The sequence below is a fragment of the Bradyrhizobium sp. SK17 genome (genome assembly GCF_002831585.1).
GTDB lineage: Bacteria > Pseudomonadota > Alphaproteobacteria > Rhizobiales > Xanthobacteraceae > Bradyrhizobium.
In genome coordinates, this window is sequence record NZ_CP025113.1 from 1,309,622 (window position 1) to 1,326,510 (window position 16,889).

General features: G+C 65.9%; 14 protein-coding genes and 2 pseudogenes. 7 read left to right on the top strand and 9 right to left on the bottom strand.

Annotated features, from left to right (window positions below; translation table 11 throughout):
* Window positions 1–53 precede the first annotated feature (53 nt).
* Both fsrB and CWS35_RS06060 read right to left on the bottom strand, forming a co-directional pair.
* A pseudogene (gene fsrB, locus CWS35_RS06055) lies at window positions 54–1,342 on the bottom strand (siderophore utilization protein FsrB).
* A gap of 28 nt (window positions 1,343–1,370) precedes the next feature.
* A complete protein-coding gene (locus CWS35_RS06060; RefSeq protein WP_100956078.1) occupies window positions 1,371–3,362 on the bottom strand; it encodes a TonB-dependent siderophore receptor in 1,992 nt (663 codons plus the stop codon).
* Window positions 3,363–4,063: 701 nt separating this feature from the next.
* On the opposite strand from CWS35_RS06060, the gene CWS35_RS06065 reads away from it, so the two are divergent.
* The 3 genes from CWS35_RS06065 to CWS35_RS06075 all read left to right on the top strand — a co-directional run bounded on the left by CWS35_RS06065 (window position 4,064) and on the right by CWS35_RS06075 (window position 8,683).
* Window positions 4,064–5,602 (top strand): YifB family Mg chelatase-like AAA ATPase, encoded by a 1,539-nt coding sequence (locus CWS35_RS06065; RefSeq protein WP_100951301.1) that lies wholly within the window; start codon window positions 4,064–4,066, stop codon window positions 5,600–5,602.
* A 173-nt stretch (window positions 5,603–5,775) separates the two neighbouring features.
* The gene (locus CWS35_RS06070; protein WP_168226276.1) at window positions 5,776–6,294 is read left to right on the top strand and encodes a hypothetical protein; all 519 of its coding nucleotides are present in this window, start codon (window positions 5,776–5,778) and stop codon (window positions 6,292–6,294) included.
* 103 nt (window positions 6,295–6,397) lie between these two features.
* Window positions 6,398–8,683 (top strand): response regulator, encoded by a 2,286-nt coding sequence (locus CWS35_RS06075; RefSeq protein WP_100951304.1) that lies wholly within the window; start codon window positions 6,398–6,400, stop codon window positions 8,681–8,683.
* 166 nt (window positions 8,684–8,849) lie between these two features.
* Here the strand turns inward: CWS35_RS06075 and coaA are convergent, their stop codons facing one another.
* The 7 genes from coaA to hisB all read right to left on the bottom strand — a co-directional run bounded on the left by coaA (window position 8,850) and on the right by hisB (window position 13,577).
* Window positions 8,850–9,806, bottom strand: a complete 957-nt coding sequence (gene coaA / locus CWS35_RS06080) for a type I pantothenate kinase (protein WP_024583055.1) — start codon at window positions 9,804–9,806, stop codon at window positions 8,850–8,852.
* A 16-nt stretch (window positions 9,807–9,822) separates the two neighbouring features.
* Window positions 9,823–10,146 carry a phosphoribosyl-ATP diphosphatase gene (locus CWS35_RS06085; RefSeq protein ID WP_024583056.1) on the bottom strand — a complete coding sequence of 108 codons (324 nt, stop codon included), beginning with the start codon at window positions 10,144–10,146 and terminating at the stop codon, window positions 9,823–9,825.
* Window positions 10,147–10,255: 109 nt separating this feature from the next.
* Complete coding sequence (hisF, locus tag CWS35_RS06090) at window positions 10,256–11,032, bottom strand: imidazole glycerol phosphate synthase subunit HisF (protein ID WP_024583057.1); 777 nt, start codon at window positions 11,030–11,032, stop codon at window positions 10,256–10,258.
* 9 nt (window positions 11,033–11,041) lie between these two features.
* A complete protein-coding gene (hisA, locus tag CWS35_RS06095) occupies window positions 11,042–11,782 on the bottom strand; it encodes a 1-(5-phosphoribosyl)-5-[(5-phosphoribosylamino)methylideneamino]imidazole-4-carboxamide isomerase (RefSeq protein WP_024583058.1) in 741 nt (246 codons plus the stop codon).
* Window positions 11,779–12,429 (bottom strand): imidazole glycerol phosphate synthase subunit HisH, encoded by a 651-nt coding sequence (hisH, locus tag CWS35_RS06100; protein ID WP_100951306.1) that lies wholly within the window; start codon window positions 12,427–12,429, stop codon window positions 11,779–11,781. The genes hisA and hisH overlap by 4 nt, the downstream gene beginning before the upstream one ends.
* Window positions 12,426–12,956: a DUF2628 domain-containing protein gene (locus tag CWS35_RS06105; protein WP_024583060.1), complete on the bottom strand. Its 531-nt coding sequence runs from the start codon at window positions 12,954–12,956 to the stop codon at window positions 12,426–12,428. Before CWS35_RS06105 ends, hisH begins: the two co-directional genes overlap by 4 nt.
* Before the next feature lie 27 nt (window positions 12,957–12,983).
* On the bottom strand, window positions 12,984–13,577 hold the full coding sequence (hisB, locus tag CWS35_RS06110) for an imidazoleglycerol-phosphate dehydratase HisB (protein ID WP_100951308.1): 594 nt from the start codon (window positions 13,575–13,577) through the stop codon (window positions 12,984–12,986).
* Between the two features lie 267 nt (window positions 13,578–13,844).
* Between hisB and hslV the strand changes: the two genes are divergently transcribed.
* The 4 genes and pseudogenes from hslV (at window position 13,845) to hslU (ending at window position 16,862) form a co-directional block, all read left to right on the top strand.
* On the top strand, window positions 13,845–14,402 hold the full coding sequence (gene hslV / locus CWS35_RS06115) for an ATP-dependent protease subunit HslV (RefSeq protein WP_024583062.1): 558 nt from the start codon (window positions 13,845–13,847) through the stop codon (window positions 14,400–14,402).
* Window positions 14,403–14,404: 2 nt separating this feature from the next.
* Window positions 14,405–14,890, top strand: coding sequence for a GNAT family N-acetyltransferase (locus tag CWS35_RS06120; protein ID WP_100951310.1), 486 nt, complete (start codon window positions 14,405–14,407; stop codon window positions 14,888–14,890).
* A complete protein-coding gene (locus CWS35_RS06125) occupies window positions 14,887–15,483 on the top strand; it encodes a DUF2585 domain-containing protein (protein ID WP_100951312.1) in 597 nt (198 codons plus the stop codon). The genes CWS35_RS06120 and CWS35_RS06125 overlap by 4 nt, the downstream gene beginning before the upstream one ends.
* A 75-nt stretch (window positions 15,484–15,558) precedes the next feature.
* A pseudogene (hslU, locus tag CWS35_RS06130) lies at window positions 15,559–16,862 on the top strand (ATP-dependent protease ATPase subunit HslU).
* Window positions 16,863–16,889: the final 27 nt, after the last annotated feature.

Here is a 16,889-nt window from a genome sequence, read left to right on the forward strand (position 1 = left end):
GCCGTTCCATCTCAACCTGATCTTGCGCAATGCATGACGCGGCGAGACGGCGTCTATTCGGCCGGCGCGAGGCGCCGGCTGGCTCCACTGACCGCCCCCGTTCGCGCACCGATCCGCGCCCGACGCTTGCGCCACCAGATCACCACGCCGGTCACCGACAGGGCCGCGACCACCAGACCCATCAGGGAAATCAGGATGCGCCCGGGCAGGCCGGCGATGCGACCGGAATGCAGGGGAACTGCATCTGCACGAAGACGTCGGCCGCGGTGCCGACCCACGGCAGCCGCTCGCCCAGCGGACGGCCGTCTTCACTGTCGTAATAGAGCTGCGCCGGACCGACGCCGGCGGCGCCGTGTTCACCACCGGGCTCGAAGAATGCGACCGCATAGACGCCATGGGCCGGACCATAGTTGATCGAACCGATCGGCGTCGTCCAGCCGCGCGCCTTGCCCTCGGCCGCGGCCCGCGCTGCGATATCCGGATAGGTCATCCTCGGCTCGATCGGATCGTCGAGATGGCGGTACGGTCGCTGCTCGTACGGGGTCGGCGTGTAGTTGGACACCGTCTTCATCAGCGGCGAGAACACCTCGAAATAAAGGTTGAGCGAGAAGGCGGTGAACGCGATCACGAACAGCAGGGCCCAGGTCCACAGGCTGAAGGCGCGATGGATATCGAAATTGACCCGATAGGCGCTGCCCGACATCTTGATCTTCCAGGCCGGCGCCCAGCGGGTCCAGAAGCCCTTGCGCGCGGCGGCCGGTAGCGCCGACGCCGGCTCGGCCCTGGCGCGGCGCCGCGATGGCAAGGTCAGGTAGAAGCCGACGAAGCAATCGATCGTCCAGATCACGGCGATGATGCCGAGGAACCGCATTCCCCAGCGATCGCTGCCCCAGAATTCGGGAATGTGCATCGTGTAGTGCAGCTTGTAGAGAAACGAGACGAAGTTTTCCCGGCTCACCGGCCAGACCGCGCCCCAATAGCGGCGACCGAGCTCGGCGCCGGTGTTCGGATCGAGGAAGATCTGATTGTAGTCGAGCGTGTAGCGCTTGCCGGTCTGCGGATCGATCCGCGGCAGCACGAAGAACCACAGCGATTCGCCCTTCTCCGGGGTCATGAACATGTGGACCACGCGGGCACGGTGATCGCGCTGCTCGATCAGCTTGACCAGCTCCACCGACGGAATCGCAGGTCCTGCGCTGGTCACCTCGAACAGCTTCTTGTTGAGGATGTCGTCGATCTCGTGATCCCACGAGATGATGGCGCCGGTGACGCCGGAGAAGAACAGGAACGCCGCGGTGAGCAGTCCCGCCCAGCGATGCAGTCGTCCAAGGATCGGTCTCATGGGGATCTCGGCATGTTGTGCGGACCCCTCACCAGCGATACGTCAGCTTGGCGATCGCCTTCCGACCCTCTGCGTAGAAGCAGCTCGTATTGCCGTAGCAGGCCGCCACGTAACGCGTGTCGGCGAGGTTGGTGACGTTGAGGGAGAGGCGATAATTGCCCCTGGTGTAGGCGACCAGCGCATCGACGACCGTGGACGCCGGCACCTTGAAGGTGTTGGCCTCGTTGCCGAAGGTCGATCCGACATAGCGGACGCCGCCGCCGAACTGAACGCCGGCGAACGCACCGCCCTGAACGGTGTAATCGCCCCACAGCGAGAAGCGGTTGAGCGGCACGGTGGTCGGCGCCTTGCCGACATTGACCGGATCCTTGGTCACGACCGCATCGACATAGGCGTAGCCGCCGCGGATGTTGACGCCCTCGGCCAGCGTCGCAGTGCCCTCGAGCTCGACGCCGCGCGACCTGACCTCGCCGGTCTGCTCCGCAAAGTAGGATGGCGGCGCGTAGGTGACGACGTTGGACCGGGTCAGGTCGAAGGCCGCCAGCGTGATCAGCGCATTGATACCGACCGGCTGGTACTTGACGCCGACTTCGTACTGCACCCCGCTTTCCGGCTTCAGCAGCTCTCCGGCGGAGTTGATGCTCAGCACCGGCAGGAATGATTCCGAGTAGCTGAAATAGGGCGCGATGCCGTTGTCGAAATTGTACATCACGGCGGCGCGGCCGGTGAACGCCGAGGCGTCGGTCGACGTCGAGGTCTTCGCGAGGTTGTTGTCGAGGTCCGTGGTGACGAAATCCTGCCGTCCGCCGAGCAGGAACGACAACCGGCCGAGTTTGATCTGGTCCTGCAAGTAAAGACCGGCCTGCGACTGCGTAATGCCGGTGTCGTCATACGGTCCGTTGTTGGTCCAGCTGTTGGCGTAGACCGGCGCAAACACGTTGATCTTGCCGGTGCTGAAGCTCGAGGCCATGTCGCGGAACGAGGTGTTGCGGTAGTCGATGCCAAACAGCGTGGTGTGGCTCAGCATGCCGGTGACGAACTTGCCTTGCAGCTGGTTGTCGACCGCGAAGGAATTGATCGTCGAGTTGCCGCCGGCGCCGCCGCGCGACAGCAGGCCCGCGGCTTCGTCGGCCGCCGACGCGTAGCCGGCGCCGTAGAAACTCCTCTGCTCGTTGTGCATCCACGAGTAGCGCAGGTTCTGGCGGAAGGTCAGCGCGTCGTTGATGTCGTGCGACAGCATGTAGCCGACCGAGGTCTGCTCGGTGTCGAACTGATTGAAGCCGGGCTCGCCGACGAACCGCGTGTTCGGAATGAAGCGGCCATTGTTGGCCCAGACCGTGCCGGACGGCGGCAGGAACTGGAGGCCCCAGCCGGTCCGCTCCTTCTGATAATTCGCCAGGAAGGTGATCGTGGTGTCCTCGTTCGGCTTCACCGTGACGGCGGGCGCGATGAAGACCCTGTTGTCCTTGGTGTAATCGACCTGGGTCTCGCCGTCGCGCGCGACGCCGGTCAGGCGCCACAGCACCGTGCCTTCCTTGTTGGCGCGGCCACCGATATCGAACTCGCCCTGGAAGCGGTTGAAGCTGCCGCCGGACAGCGACACTTCCCCGAATTCACGCGCGGTCGGCAGTTTGCTGACATAGTTGAGGATGCCGCCGGTGCCGCTGCCGCCGAACATCGCGGAAGAAGGCCCCTTCAGCACTTCGAGGCGCTCGGCGCCATAGGGATCGAGACCGAGGAAGTGAACATAGTTGCTGCTCGGCAGCCGCAGCCCGTCGAGATAGAGGCCGGGCATCGTCATGTCGAAGCCGCGGATCTGCAAGCCGCCGAAGCGGGTATCCGAGCCGCCATTGACGTCGCCGCTGACGCCCGCGGTGTAGCGCAACGCCGCGCCCACCGATTCCGCACCCTGGTTCCTGACCTGGTCCGTCGTGATCACCGAGATCGATTGCGGGGTTTCGATCAGCGGCGTGTCGGTCTTGGTCGCCGTCCCCGAACGCGTGGCAACGAATCCGACCACCGGTCCGCCGGCGCGCTCGCCGGCACCCGCGACGGATTGCGCCGGCGATTCGGTCGCCGCCTGCTGCGATCGAGCCGCGCGGTTGGTCCGGTTCGCGCGCGTGGTCGTCGCGCGACGAACCGGCTTTGCATTCGCAGCCGCCGCGCGCTGGCCCGGCGCATCCACGCTTACCGGCGGCAGTTCGGTTTGCGCCTCGGCACGTTCCACCGCGACGCCGGTTGCCAGGACGGCGGCGGTGCACAGACCGATCGTTCGCAGCAGCGGATGTTGGCGAATGGAATGCGAAGCAAGTCGGTCGATCACGCGAAGGCGCCCCTGATGTCAGCCTGAATGGATTTGTGATCCGGCTCTACAGTGCGGGGCGCGCGCGTACAGACCTCGGCGATTGGAATAGATCGAGACTGCGCGCGCAGTCGGCGTGCGATCGCTGAAACAAAAAGGAAATCGTCGACGTGCTGCGACAATGTGCGCGACAGCGTCGCGCGCGCCGAACGATTCTCTGGGTTGTTGGCAGTGTAGTTTGCAACTCACGCCAACCGGCGCGCTTCATGCGGCGGGCAATGGCTGCGACATCCGCGCCGGCCGTGGCAGACCGCCGCGCGGTGGATTGGTACCGGGCGCGCGCCTGACGAATGTTCCTGTAATGTTCTTGCGCTTGTCGCCCGGCTCCGCTACCCTCGCGTGCGGAAGATAGGGGCAGCATGGTCCAGCGGGTTTCCACCGTCGCATTCGAGGGGATCGAGGCCCGCGCGGTCGACGTGCAGGTGCAGGTCGCGCCGGGACTGCCGGCGTTTGCGATCGTCGGCCTGCCCGACAAGGCGGTGTCGGAGGCGCGCGAGCGGGTGCGCTCGGCGCTGATCGCCTCCGGCCTCGCGCTGCCCGCCCGCCGCATCACCGTCAACCTCGCGCCCGCCGACCTGCCCAAGGAAGGCAGCCACTACGACCTGCCGATTGCTCTCGGCCTGATGGCGGCGATCGGCGCGATCCCGCCGGATGCGCTCAGCGGCTTCACCGTGCTCGGCGAACTCGGGCTCGATGGCTCGATCGCAGCCGTCGCGGGCGTGCTGCCCGCCGCGATCGGCGCCAATTCGCGCGACGAGGGGCTGATCTGCCCGGCGGCCTGCGGCTCGGAGGCGGCCTGGGCGAGCCCTGACATCCAGATCATCGCGGCCCACTCGCTGATCCAGATCGCCAACCACTTCAAGGGCACGCAGCTGCTGTGGCGGCCGCAGCCCAAGGTGCATGAGCGCGAGGACGCGCTGCTCGACCTGCGCGACATCAAGGGCCAGGAGAGCGCGAAACGCGCGCTCGAGATCGCCGCTGCCGGCGGACATCATTTGCTGATGATCGGCTCGCCCGGCGCCGGCAAATCGATGCTGGCCGCGCGATTGCCCTCGATCCTGCCGCCGCTGTCGCCGTCCGAGCTGCTCGAGGTCTCGATGATCGCCTCCGTCGCCGGCATGATCCGGGACGGCGCGCTGACCGCGCGGCGGCCGTTCCGCAGCCCGCATCATTCCGCCAGCATGGCCGCGCTGACCGGCGGCGGCATGCGCGCCAAGCCCGGCGAGATCTCGCTCGCGCATCAGGGCGTGCTGTTCCTCGACGAACTGCCGGAGTTCGACCCGCGCGTGCTGGATTCGCTGCGCCAGCCGCTGGAGAACGGCGAGGTCGCGGTGAGCCGCGCCAACCATCGCGTCACCTATCCGGCGCGCTTCATGTTGGTCGCGGCGATGAACCCGTGCCGCTGCGGCCACGCCTATGAGCCCGGCTATTCCTGCAAGCGCGCACCCGTCGACCGCTGCACCGCCGACTACCAGATGCGGATCTCCGGCCCGCTGATGGACCGCATCGATCTCAGGATCGAGGTGCCGGCCGTGACCGCGGCGGACCTGATCCTGCCGCCGCCCGCGGAGGGATCGGCCGAGGTCGCCAAGCGCGTCGCGGCCGCGCGCGACATCCAGCTCGCGCGCTATGCCGCGGCCGGCATGCCGCAGGTCCGCACCAATGCGGAGGCGCCGAGCTCGCTGCTCGAGACCATCGCGCAGCCCGATGCGCACGGCCAGAAGCTGCTGCGCGAAGCCGCCGACACCATGCGCCTCACTGCGCGCGGTTATCACCGTGTGCTGCGGGTGGCGCGCACGCTCGCCGATCTCGACGGCGCGGATGCGATCGGCCGGCTGCATCTCGCCGAGGCGCTGTCCTATCGTGCATTGGCCGACGACCTGCGTCGCGCGGCGTGAAGCGGTCGTTGACCGGCGACGCGGGCAGCGGTCCACCGAGTGAGAGCAGGTCAGTCCTGTCGCGATTCGCGCCGCAATCGCCGCCGTCAACCCCGCGGTAACGAGTTTTGTTTACGCTCCGCAAACCATAAGCACCGCGATCCGCGGGACGCTTGGGTCGAGCGAGTTGTGTCATGTTGCGTATGAAGGTTTTGGCCTCGGTGGTCCCCCTTGCCGTGGCCGCGGTGCTTACCCATGCGGAGTTGCTGCCGGGTCCCCGGCCCTGCATCGAGGTCGGCGGTGCGGCGATGCAGATCGCATCGGTGCCCTGGCAGGCCCAGCTTCACGTCAGCTTCACCGACGATCCGAGCCTTGCCACCGTCCGGGTCCGGATTGCCGACAGCGCTGATGCCGCCGACTTCACCGTGATCGACGACATCGACGATGCCGAGGCCGGCGCCTGCGAGAGCAACACGGTGCCGCAGCTGATCGGGATTTCCAGCGAGCCGACCGCAACTGGTCCGGTGATCTATCTTTCGCATGACGGTCCGTTCGACTACCGCGTCTACGTGCAGTCGAAGACGTTCTCGGCGCGCGATGCCGCGGCCCTGATCGTCAGCGCCCGCGGCGGCCATCGCCGCCTCGAGGCCGCTGCGATCGAGCCCGACGCGCATGTCCCGAACCGGCTCGTGGCGGAGTTAACCTCGCGCTAACCCTGTTGTCAGGGCAACGCGAAACGGCCACCAACTTCAAGCACTTTGCAAGGTGACCGACGCATTTTCATCGGCGAATCTCGCTGTCTCAGGGCCACGATTGATGGGGCGTTTCTTCCGGATCAAGTTGCGCCTTCGCCGCTTCCTGCGGCGCCACTCCTGGGTCGCGACGATCATCCGTTCCTTCACGATCTTCTCCATCGCGTTTGGCGGCGCGTTCGGATTCATCTCGGGCGCGCTCTCGCAACAGAGCGGCTACGATCCCAACGCCTTCGCGATCGGCGTCAGCTTCCTGTTCGCGCTCGCCTGCCTCTGGATCGTGACGCTCGGCATCCGCCTGCGGCTGATGCGCGCGCGGTTGCGCACCATCGCCCAGCACAATGAAGCGATGGCCGACCGCAATTGGGAATTGCAGGAGGCGGAGCAGCGCGCCAGCACGCTGTTCGAGGCCCAGGACGACGTCATCGTGCTGCGCGATCTCGACGGCCTGATCACCTACGCCAACGACGCCTATTGCGAGCTGGCACAGCTCTCCCGCAGCGAATTGATCGGCAGCACCGCGACGCTCAAGGTGCTCGAACATGGCGACACCGCGCTCGAATCCAACGGCACGCGGGTCTACGACCAGAAGATCGACGGACCGCTCGGGCCGCGCTGGATCGCCTGGCGCGAAGGCCTGGTGCGCAACGATGCCGGCGCGCCGGCGGAGATGCAGAGCGTCGGCCGCGACGTCACCGACCGCACCGAGAGCGAACGCGCGCTGGCTGAGGCGCGCGATCAGGCCGACGCCGCCAACCGCGCCAAGTCGCGCTTCCTCGCGATGGCGAGCCACGAGATCCGCACCCCGCTGAACGGCATCATCGGCATGAGCGGCCTGCTGATGGATACCCAGCTGACGCCGGAGCAGACGACCTATGTCAAGGCGGTCAAGACCTCGGGCGACGCACTGCTGGCGCTGATCGAGGAGCTGCTCGACTATTCCAAGATCGAGGCCGGCAAGATCGATCTCGAGCACCGCGCCTTCGCGCTGTCCGGCCTGATCGAGGACATCACCGAGCTGCTGGCGCCGCGCGCGCAGGCCAAGGGCATCGAGATCGCCGCCTATGTCGACGAGCGGCTGCCGCTGCAAGTGACCGGCGACGCGGCACGGCTGCGCCAGGTGCTGCTCAATCTCGCCGGCAACGCCATCAAGTTCACCGCCACCGGCGGCGTGGCACTGATCGTCGAGCCCGGGATCTGGCCGAACGAGATCAGTTTCCTGGTTCGCGACACCGGCATCGGCATCGCACCCGAAGCGCAGCAGCGCATCTTCCGCGAATTCGAGCAGGCCGACGATCGCATCGCGCGCAGCTATGGCGGCACCGGCCTCGGCCTCTCGATCAGCGACCGCATCGTCAAGCGGATGGGCGGCCGGATCGGGCTGGCGAGCACGCCGGGCGCGGGCTCGACCTTCGAGGTGTCGATCCCGCTCGCCGCCGCCGATCCCGGCGAGACCAACGGTTTCACCGCACCCGATCTCGCCGGCCAGTCGATCATGCTGGTTGCGCCGCAGAGCATCGAGGCCTCGCTGATCTCGCGACGGTTGCAGCGCTGGGGCGCCCAGACCTGCATCGTCTCGGATGCCAACGTCGCCGAGGCGCTGCTGCCGGAGCGGAGCTGGCACGCGGTCCTGATCGACCACACGCTCGGCACGGCGGCGCTGGAAACGCTTGCCAGCGCCGCCCGCATCCACGCCGCCCATCGCATCGTGATGGTCACGCCGGCGACGCGGCAGGACCTCTCGGCCTCCGGGACGACCATGCTCACCGGCTATCTGGTCAAGCCGTTGCGCGCGTCGTCGCTCGCCGCGCGCCTGACCGCGTCACCCGAGATCGCCGCGCCAAGCCTCGCGATGCCAGGCGTTCTAACGCCAAACCTTGAGATCGAGGCCGAGTCAACGCCCACTGCGCCGGCATCCGCGCCGCCGGACAAGGGGCTTTCGATCCTGGTCGCCGAAGACAACGAGATCAACGCGCTCTTGATGCGCTCGCTGCTCACCCGGCTCGGCCACGACGTGGTCATCACCACCAATGGCGAGCAGGCAATGGAATCCTGGCTTTCGGCGACGTCGGCGGGCACGCCCTATGATCTCGTGCTGATGGATATCCAGATGCCGCGCCTCAACGGCATCGAGACCACCAAGCAGATCCGCGCCCACGAGTCCGGCGGGCTGTCGGGCCAGTCCGTCCGCCGGACGCCGATCCTGGCCTTGACCGCGAACACGCTGGTGGAGGACCGCTATGCCTGCTTCGAAGCCGGCATGGATGGTTTTTTGATCAAACCGCTCGACCGCGAGAAGCTGGAAGAAGCGCTCGCGACGCTGGCCGCTGCACGGCATATCGCGGCGTAGGCCGCAAACTCCGTGTCGTCCCGGCGAAGGCCGGGACCCATAACCACCGAATTCGGTTTTGCGACGCGCTGTGGCCACAGCCTGCGAATCGCAAACGGCTGTGGTTATGGGTCCCCGCATTCGCGGGGACGACAGCCGTGATGTGGCAAGCTTGAGTGGCGAACAATTACAGCCGCCGCAAGGCGACCGATTGCACCACGTGATCGGCGCCCTTCTTCAGGATCAGGGTGGCGCGCGGACGGGTCGGCAGGATGTTGTCCTCGAGATTGGCGAGGTTGGTGCGCTCCCAGATCGCGATCGCGGTCGCGGTGGCTTCCTCGTCCGACAACAGCGCATAGCGGTGGAAGTAGGAGCGGGGGTCGGTGAACGCGGTGTCACGCAGCGCCAGGAAGCGCTTGATGTACCAGTTGCGCAGCACCGCCTCGTCGGCGTCGATATAGACCGAGAAATCGAAGAAGTCGGACACGAACGGCACCGCCTTGCCGTCGCGCGGCAGCCGCCCGGTTTGCAGCACGTTGACGCCCTCGACGATCAGGATGTCCGGCTGGTCGATCTCGACCCACTTGTTCGGCACGATGTCGTAGGTCAGATGCGAATAGACCGGCGCGCGCACGCGGCGCCGTCCGGCCTTGATGTCGCTGAGGAACGACAGCAGCGTCGGCAGGTCGTAGCTTTCCGGAAAACCCTTCTTCTGCATGATGCCCTGGCGCTCGAGCACCGCATTGGGAAACAGGAAGCCGTCGGTCGTGATCAGGTCGACCTTCGGCCGCGGCGACCAGCGCGCCAAGAGCGCCTGCAACACGCGGGCCGTGGTCGACTTGCCGACCGCAACCGAGCCGGCGACGCCGACGATATAGGGCATCTTGCGGTCGCGGATGTTGAGGAACTGGCGCTGCGAATAATACAGCCGCTGGGTGGCATCGACATAGATCGAAAGCAGCCGCGACAGCGGCAGGTAGATGTCCTCGACCTCCTGCAAATCGAGGCGGTCATGCATCGAACGCAGGCGATCGAATTCGCCCGGCTCAAGCGTCATCGGCGTATCGTCGCGCAGATGCGACCATTGCTGGCGCGTGAAGGTGCGGTAGGGATTGTATTGCTGATCTGGTGCCCGGATGTCCATGAGGCCCTCCCCGTGATCAATCGCGCTTGCGCGATGCCTTCTCTTCCAGTCCGGACATCACGGTGCGCTTCTCCAGCGCAGCCTCGACATCCTCCAGCTTCACGCCACGTGATTTCAACAGAACCAGCAGGTGAAACACCAGATCGGCGCTTTCGGCGATCAGATGATCGCGGTCATTCTCGACCGCGGCGATCACGGTCTCGACCGCCTCCTCGCCCAATTTCTTGGCGCAATGCTCCGCGCCCTTGTCGAGCAGCTTGCGGGTATAGGACGCCTCGCCGCCCGTTGCAGCGCGGGCGTCGATGGTGGCGGCCAGATCGTGGATCGTGAAACGCGACATCAACTCAACTCAAGCATGCGCACCGGCACTGCTGTTGTGCCATCCCTGCGTTGGGACTTAGCATTTTTGTGACAAGGAGTCCCAGATCACTGTGTTTCCGAACCACGCGCTACGGATCGAGGCGCATCGGCAAACCGGCGCGCACCATGTGATCCTTGGCCTGGCGAATGGTAAATTCCCCGAAGTGGAAGATCGACGCCGCCAGCACGCCGGTGGCATGGCCCTCGCGGACGCCATCCACCAGATGATCGAGATTACCGACGCCGCCCGACGCGATAACCGGTACAGGGACACTGTCCGCGATCTGGCGGGTCAGCGGCAGGTCAAAGCCCTGCCGCGTGCCGTCCCGATCCATCGAGGTCAGCAGGATCTCTCCGGCGCCGAGCGCGACGACCTCCTGGGCATATTCGATGGCGTCGATCCCGGTGGCATTTCGTCCACCATGGGTGAAGATCTCCCAGCGGTCCGAGCCACCGGCGCGCTTGACCCGCTTGGCGTCGATCGCAACCACGATGCATTGCTCGCCGAACTTCTCGGCAGCTTCCTTGACGAACTCGCGCCGGCTGACCGCCGCCGAATTGATCGAGACCTTGTCCGCGCCGTAGCGCAGCAGGGTCTTGATGTCGTCGACGGTGCGGACGCCGCCGCCGACCGTCAGCGGCATGAAGCAGGCTTCCGCGGTCCGCCGCACCACGTCGAGGATGATGCCGCGGTTCTCATGCGTGGCGGTGATGTCGAGGAAGGTGAGCTCGTCGGCGCCGGCGGCGTCATAGGCGATCGCGGCCTCGACCGGATCGCCGGCGTCGCGCAGGTCGACGAAGTTGACGCCCTTGACCACGCGCCCGTCCTTGACGTCGAGGCAGGGGATCACGCGAACCTTGAACATGGTTTCCTCCTAGGCCGCGGTTCGTGCGCTCTTGATCAGCGTCAGCGCGGCGGCGGGATCGAGCCGCCCGTCATACAAAGCCCTGCCGACGATCGCGCCGGCAAGCTTGTTCGCACGCGGCTCCAGCAGCGCCTTGACGTCGTCGATCGAGGCAAAGCCGCCTGAGGCGATCACCGGAATCGAGATGCGATCGGCGAGCGCGATGGTCGCATCGAGGTTGAGGCCCTTGAGCAGGCCGTCGCGCGCGATATCGGTGAAGATGATCGCGGCAACGCCGGCATCCTCGAATCGCTGCGCGATCTCGAGCGCGGTGACATGGGAGGTCTCGGCCCAGCCTTCGACCGCGACCTTGCCGTCGCGGGCATCGAGGCCCACGGCGACGCGGCCGGGGAATGTCTTCGCCGCGCCCTTCACGAGTTCCGGATCGCGCACCGCCGCGGTCCCGATGATGACGCGCGTGATGCCCTTGCCGAGCCAGGCCTCGATGGTCGCGAGGTCGCGGATGCCGCCGCCGAGCTGCACCGGCATGGTGACGGCCTTCAGCATCGCCTCAACCGCATGAGCGTTCATCGGCTTGCCGGCGAACGCCCCGTCGAGATCGACCACGTGGAGATATTCGAAGCCCTGCGCGGCGAAGCTCCTGGCCTGCGCCGCCGGATCGAGATTGAACACGGTGGCGCGCGCCATGTCGCCCTGCTCCAGGCGCACGCACTGGCCGTTCTTCAGATCAACCGCTGGAAAGAGAATCACGGCTTCCACTTCAAGAAATTGGAGATCAGAGCGAGGCCGAAGCGCTGGCTCTTTTCCGGGTGAAACTGGGTGCCGATCGCGGTGTCCTTGCCGACGATCGCGGTCACCGGCCCGCCATAGTCGGCGCGCGCCAGCACGTCGCCCTCGTTGGCGGCGTTGAGGTGATAGGAGTGCACGAAATAGGCGTGGCGTCCCTTCGGGCCGAGCGGCAGCCGCTCCAGCACCGGATGCTCGCGCACCATGTCGAGCGTATTCCAGCCCATATGCGGGACCTTCAGGTTCTCGTCACGCGGCTCGATCTTGACGACGTCGCCGCCGATCCAGTCGAAGCCCTCGGTGATCACGTGCTCCTTGCCGCGCGTCGCCATCAGCTGCATGCCGACGCAGATGCCGAAGAACGGCCGCGCCTTGACCCGCACCGCCTCGGTGAGCGCCTCCAGCATGCCGTCGACCGCGTCGACGCCGCGGCGGCAATCGGCAAAGGCGCCGACGCCGGGCAGCACGATGCGATCGGCGCGATACACCGCGTCGGGATCGCGCGTCACCTTGACGGCTTGCAGATCCTCCATGCTGCGAGCGGCGCGCTCGAAGGCCTTCGCCGCCGAATGCAGATTGCCGGAGCCGTAGTCGATGATTGCAACCGTCATCGCGATCCTCCTGGCTCTGGGAACAATCCGATGATGCCGCCTTGCGGCATCGGCGGGGGCTTTGAGAATGACTGGCCCGGCACGTCCCGGGTGGGCGGCGGGCCGCCGCGGTCGACCGATCGCTGGTCGTTGACGAGGCCGCGACGACGCGCGGTCCAGCGCTCGAAGAAGCGGCGCTCGGCCGCCTCCTCGTCGTCGGCCACCACGATGTCGAGCTGGCGCCATTTGCGCCGCGACAATGTCCAGCGTTGCAGGCTCGCCGCCTCGAGGCCGAGCAACAGCATCAGCACCAGGTCAACGAGCAGGATCGCACCGCGAGCGACGCCGAGCTTGGTCAAGGCAAAATCAATCACGAAGGTGACGACGAGCCAGCCGATCAGCGCCAGCCAGAGCCGGTTCCAGATCAGCCAGACCACGCCCGCGACCGCGGCCCAGAAATGGAAGCCGTCGCGCACGAAGGTGATCTTGTCGGTCGCCGAAAGATCGGCACCATTGGCCACAGGGGCATGCACTGTGTAGACCGGCATCGAAAGCTCCGCCGAATGTCGTCGATGTCAGCCGCCGAGCTGACCCTTGGTCGAGGGCACCTCGCCCTGGGCGCGCGGATCGATCGCAACCGCGGTCCGGAGCGCCCTCGCCAAACCCTTGAAACAGGATTCGGAGATATGATGGCTGTTCTCGCCATATAGGGTCTCGACGTGGAGAGTCACGCCGGCGTTCATCGTGAAGGCGTTGAACCATTCGCGCACCAGCTCGGTGTCGAACTCGCCGATCTTGTCGCGCGGGAACTCGACCTTGAAGACGAGCACCGGGCGGCCGGAGATGTCGATCACGACGCGCGACAGCGTCTCGTCCATCGGCATGTGGATCGAGGCGTAGCGGGTGATGCCGGCCATGTTGCCGAGCGCCTGCTTGACCGCCTGTCCGAGCGCGATTCCGACGTCTTCGGTGGTGTGGTGGTAATCGACATGGAGATCGCCATCCGCCTTCACCGTGATGTCGATGCGCGAATGCCGGGCCAGGAGGTCGAGCATATGGTCGAAGAAGCCGATCCCGGTCGAAACCGTGGATACGCCTTCTCCGTCGAGGTTGACCGTCACCTCGATGTCGGTCTCCTTGGTCTTGCGCTTGATGGTTGCGGTGCGCATGAAGATTGAGCTTTCCCGTGCCGAAAACGCCGGTCTTTTAACAGGCTGATGTCACCTTCGCTACTGCGGGATGACCTCGAAATGACCCAAGTTCGGGCCATGGTGACCTAAATTCCTTGCCGATCTAATTTTGACGCGTTTTCTTCACGCGAACCGGTGCCCATCCCGGATCAAGCCCGGGACAGGCTTCGCTCGAAAACGCTCTGATTTCCCCCGATTGTAACCCCCTGCCGGACCGCCTAAATCTGCGCCTGAGAGAGGTAACCTATGCAAGCATCCCAAAATGAGCTGCCGGTCTGGCATGGCACCACGATCTGCACGGTCCGCAAGGGCGGCAAGGTGGTGATCGGCGGCGACGGGCAGGTCTCGATCGGCCAGACCGTGATCAAGGCCAACGCCAAGAAGGTCCGCCGGATCGGCAAGGGCGACGTGATCGGCGGCTTTGCCGGCGCCACCGCCGACGCCTTCACCCTGTTCGAGCGGCTGGAGAGCAAGCTGGAGCAATATCCGGGGCAGCTGACCCGGGCGGCCGTCGAACTGGCCAAGGACTGGCGGACCGACCGCTATCTGCGCCGGCTGGAGGCCATGATGATCGTGGCCGACAAGGACGTCTCCCTGGTGCTGACCGGCACTGGCGACGTGCTCGAGCCGGAAAGCGGCGTGATGGCGATCGGCTCCGGTGGCAATTATGCCCTCGCCGCAGCCCGCGCGCTGGTCGATACCGACAAGGACGCCGAGACCATCGTCCGCCGCGCGCTGGATATCGCCGCCGACATCTGCGTCTACACCAACCGGAACGTGACGATCGAGACGATCGGCGGCTGAGCATGGCCAGCCTTTATCACTTCCGTCCGATGACGACGGCCGACCTGCCGCTGATCAAGCGGTGGCTGGCGCAGCCGCATGTCCGGGAGTGGTGGGGCGATCCGGCCGAGCAATATGCGCTCGTCAGCGGCGACCTCGACGAGCCGGCGATGGACCAGTTCATCGTCGCCGCCAATGGCAACGATTTCGGCTACATCCAGTGCTACGACCTGACGGCGTGGAATTGCGGCCTGGGTGCCCAACCTGACGGCACCCGCGGCATCGATCTCTTCATCGGCGCACCGGACATGGTGGCCGGCGGTCACGGTTCGGCGCTGATCCGCGCCTTTGTCGAGCAACGGCTGGCGCAAGGCGCGCCACGCATCGTTGTCGACCCCAATCCGGCCAACGCGCGTGCCGTGCGCGCCTACGCGAAGGCGGGCTTTCAGGAAGCCGGCACGGTCGAGACGCCCGACGGTCCGGCGCTATTGATGGTCCGCGACGCATGACACTGGCGCCGAAACCCGAGGCCGGCGTTTCAGCCTGGCAATGGTTCGCAATCGCCGCCGCGCTGCTCGCACTCCAGGCCGCGCTGCTTTATGCGATGGGTCGCCTGCCGATCTGCGCCTGCGGCTATGTCAAACTCTGGCATGGCGCGGTCCAGAGCTCGGAGAATTCGCAGCACATCACCGACTGGTACACGCTGTCGCATGTGCTGCATGGCCTGTTGTTCTACGGCCTGACCTTCCTGGCGCTGCCTCGTCTCGCCTGGCCGGCACGGCTGATTGTCGCGATGCTGATCGAAGGAAGCTGGGAGCTCGTCGAAAACTCCAACTGGATCATCGAGCGCTACCGCGCCGGCACGATCTCGCTGGATTATTACGGAGACACCATCGTCAATTCGGTGTCGGACACGCTCGCGATGGTTTTCGGCTTCCTGCTCGCGCGCAAGCTGCCGATTGCGGCAACGATCGCGCTCGGCGTTGCCTTCGAAACCGTGATGCTGCTCCACATTCGCGACAATCTGACGCTGAACATCATCATGCTGATCCATCCGTTCGAGGCGATCAGGCAGTGGCAGGCCGGGCCGCCGATCCTTTAGGCGGCCATGCCCAGGGAACATGCCCAAGGAACGCAGCCGCTTGCCGAGACCACGAATTCAACCTAGCTAGAGCCAATGACCGACTTCTCCCCCGCGAAATTGTTTCCGAACTTGACCGTTTCATCGTCGGCCAGGCCGACGCCAAGCGCGCCGTGTCGATCGCGCTGCGCAACCGCTGGCGGCGGCTGCAACTTGCCGGTTCCCTGCGTGAGGAGGTTCTGCCCAAGAACATCCTGATGATCGGGCCGACCGGCGTCGGCAAGACCGAGATCGCGCGGCGGCTGGCCAAGCTCGCGGGCGCGCCGTTCCTCAAGGTCGAGGCCACCAAGTTCACCGAGGTCGGCTATGTCGGCCGCGACGTCGAGCAGATCGTCCGCGATCTCGTCGAGGTGGCGATCGCGCAGACCCGCGAGCGCAAGCGCAAGGATGTCCAGGCCCGCGCCCAGCTTGCCGCCGAGGAGCGCGTGCTGGATGCGCTGGTCGGCCCGGGATCGAGCCCGGCGACCCGCGAGTCGTTCCGCAAGAAGCTGCGCGCCGGCGAGCTCAACGACAAGGAAATCGAGATCGAGACCCAGTCGTCCGGCAGCGGCATGCCGATGTTCGAGATTCCCGGCATGCCCGGCGCCCAGATGGGCGCGATCTCGCTCGGCGACATCTTCGGCAAGATGGGCGGACGCAGCAAGACCCGCCGCCTGACCGTGGAAGGCTCGCACGAGATCCTCGTCAACGAGGAATCCGACAAGCTGCTCGACACCGATCAACTGGTGCAGGAAGCGATCAGCGCGGTCGAGAACAACGGCATCGTGTTCCTCGACGAGATCGACAAGATCTGCGTGCGCGAGAACCGTGCCGGCGGCGATGTCTCGCGCGAGGGCGTGCAGCGCGATCTGCTGCCGCTGATCGAGGGCACCACGGTCTCGACCAAGCACGGCGCAGTCAAGACCGACCACATCCTGTTCATCGCCTCCGGCGCTTTCCATATCGCCAAGCCCTCGGACCTGCTGCCGGAATTGCAGGGCCGCCTGCCGATCCGCGTCGAGTTGCAGGCGCTGACCCGTGACGACATGCGCCGGATCCTGACCGAGCCGGAAGCGTCGCTGATCAAGCAATATGTCGCGCTGATGAAGACCGAGGGCGTCACGCTCGACATCACCGACGGCGCGATCGACGCGCTCGCCGATGTCGCGGTGGCGGTCAATTCCACCGTCGAGAATATCGGCGCGCGGCGGCTGCAAACCGTGATGGAGCGGGTGCTGGACGACATTTCCTTCACCGCGCCCGACCGTCACGGCGAGACCATCCAGGTCGACGCCGACTACGTGACGAGGCATGTCGGCGATCTCGCCAAGAACGCCGATCTCAGCCGGTTTATTTTGTAGGCGTTGCAGCCTCTCGTCGCCCCGGCG

Coding starts and splice junctions, on each gene's coding strand:
- CWS35_RS06065 (WP_100951301.1), top strand. CDS start 4,064: ATGGTCCAGCGGGTTTCCACCGTCGCATTCGAGGGGATCGAGGCCCGC.
- CWS35_RS06070 (WP_168226276.1), top strand. CDS start 5,776: ATGTTGCGTATGAAGGTTTTGGCCTCGGTGGTCCCCCTTGCCGTGGCC.
- CWS35_RS06075 (WP_100951304.1), top strand. CDS start 6,398: ATGGGGCGTTTCTTCCGGATCAAGTTGCGCCTTCGCCGCTTCCTGCGG.
- coaA (WP_024583055.1), bottom strand. CDS start 9,806: ATGGACATCCGGGCACCAGATCAGCAATACAATCCCTACCGCACCTTC.
- CWS35_RS06085 (WP_024583056.1), bottom strand. CDS start 10,146: ATGTCGCGTTTCACGATCCACGATCTGGCCGCCACCATCGACGCCCGC.
- hisF (WP_024583057.1), bottom strand. CDS start 11,032: ATGTTCAAGGTTCGCGTGATCCCCTGCCTCGACGTCAAGGACGGGCGC.
- hisH (WP_100951306.1), bottom strand. CDS start 12,429: ATGACGGTTGCAATCATCGACTACGGCTCCGGCAATCTGCATTCGGCG.
- CWS35_RS06105 (WP_024583060.1), bottom strand. CDS start 12,956: ATGCCGGTCTACACAGTGCATGCCCCTGTGGCCAATGGTGCCGATCTT.
- hisB (WP_100951308.1), bottom strand. CDS start 13,577: ATGCGCACCGCAACCATCAAGCGCAAGACCAAGGAGACCGACATCGAG.
- hslV (WP_024583062.1), top strand. CDS start 13,845: ATGCAAGCATCCCAAAATGAGCTGCCGGTCTGGCATGGCACCACGATC.
- CWS35_RS06120 (WP_100951310.1), top strand. CDS start 14,405: ATGGCCAGCCTTTATCACTTCCGTCCGATGACGACGGCCGACCTGCCG.
- CWS35_RS06125 (WP_100951312.1), top strand. CDS start 14,887: ATGACACTGGCGCCGAAACCCGAGGCCGGCGTTTCAGCCTGGCAATGG.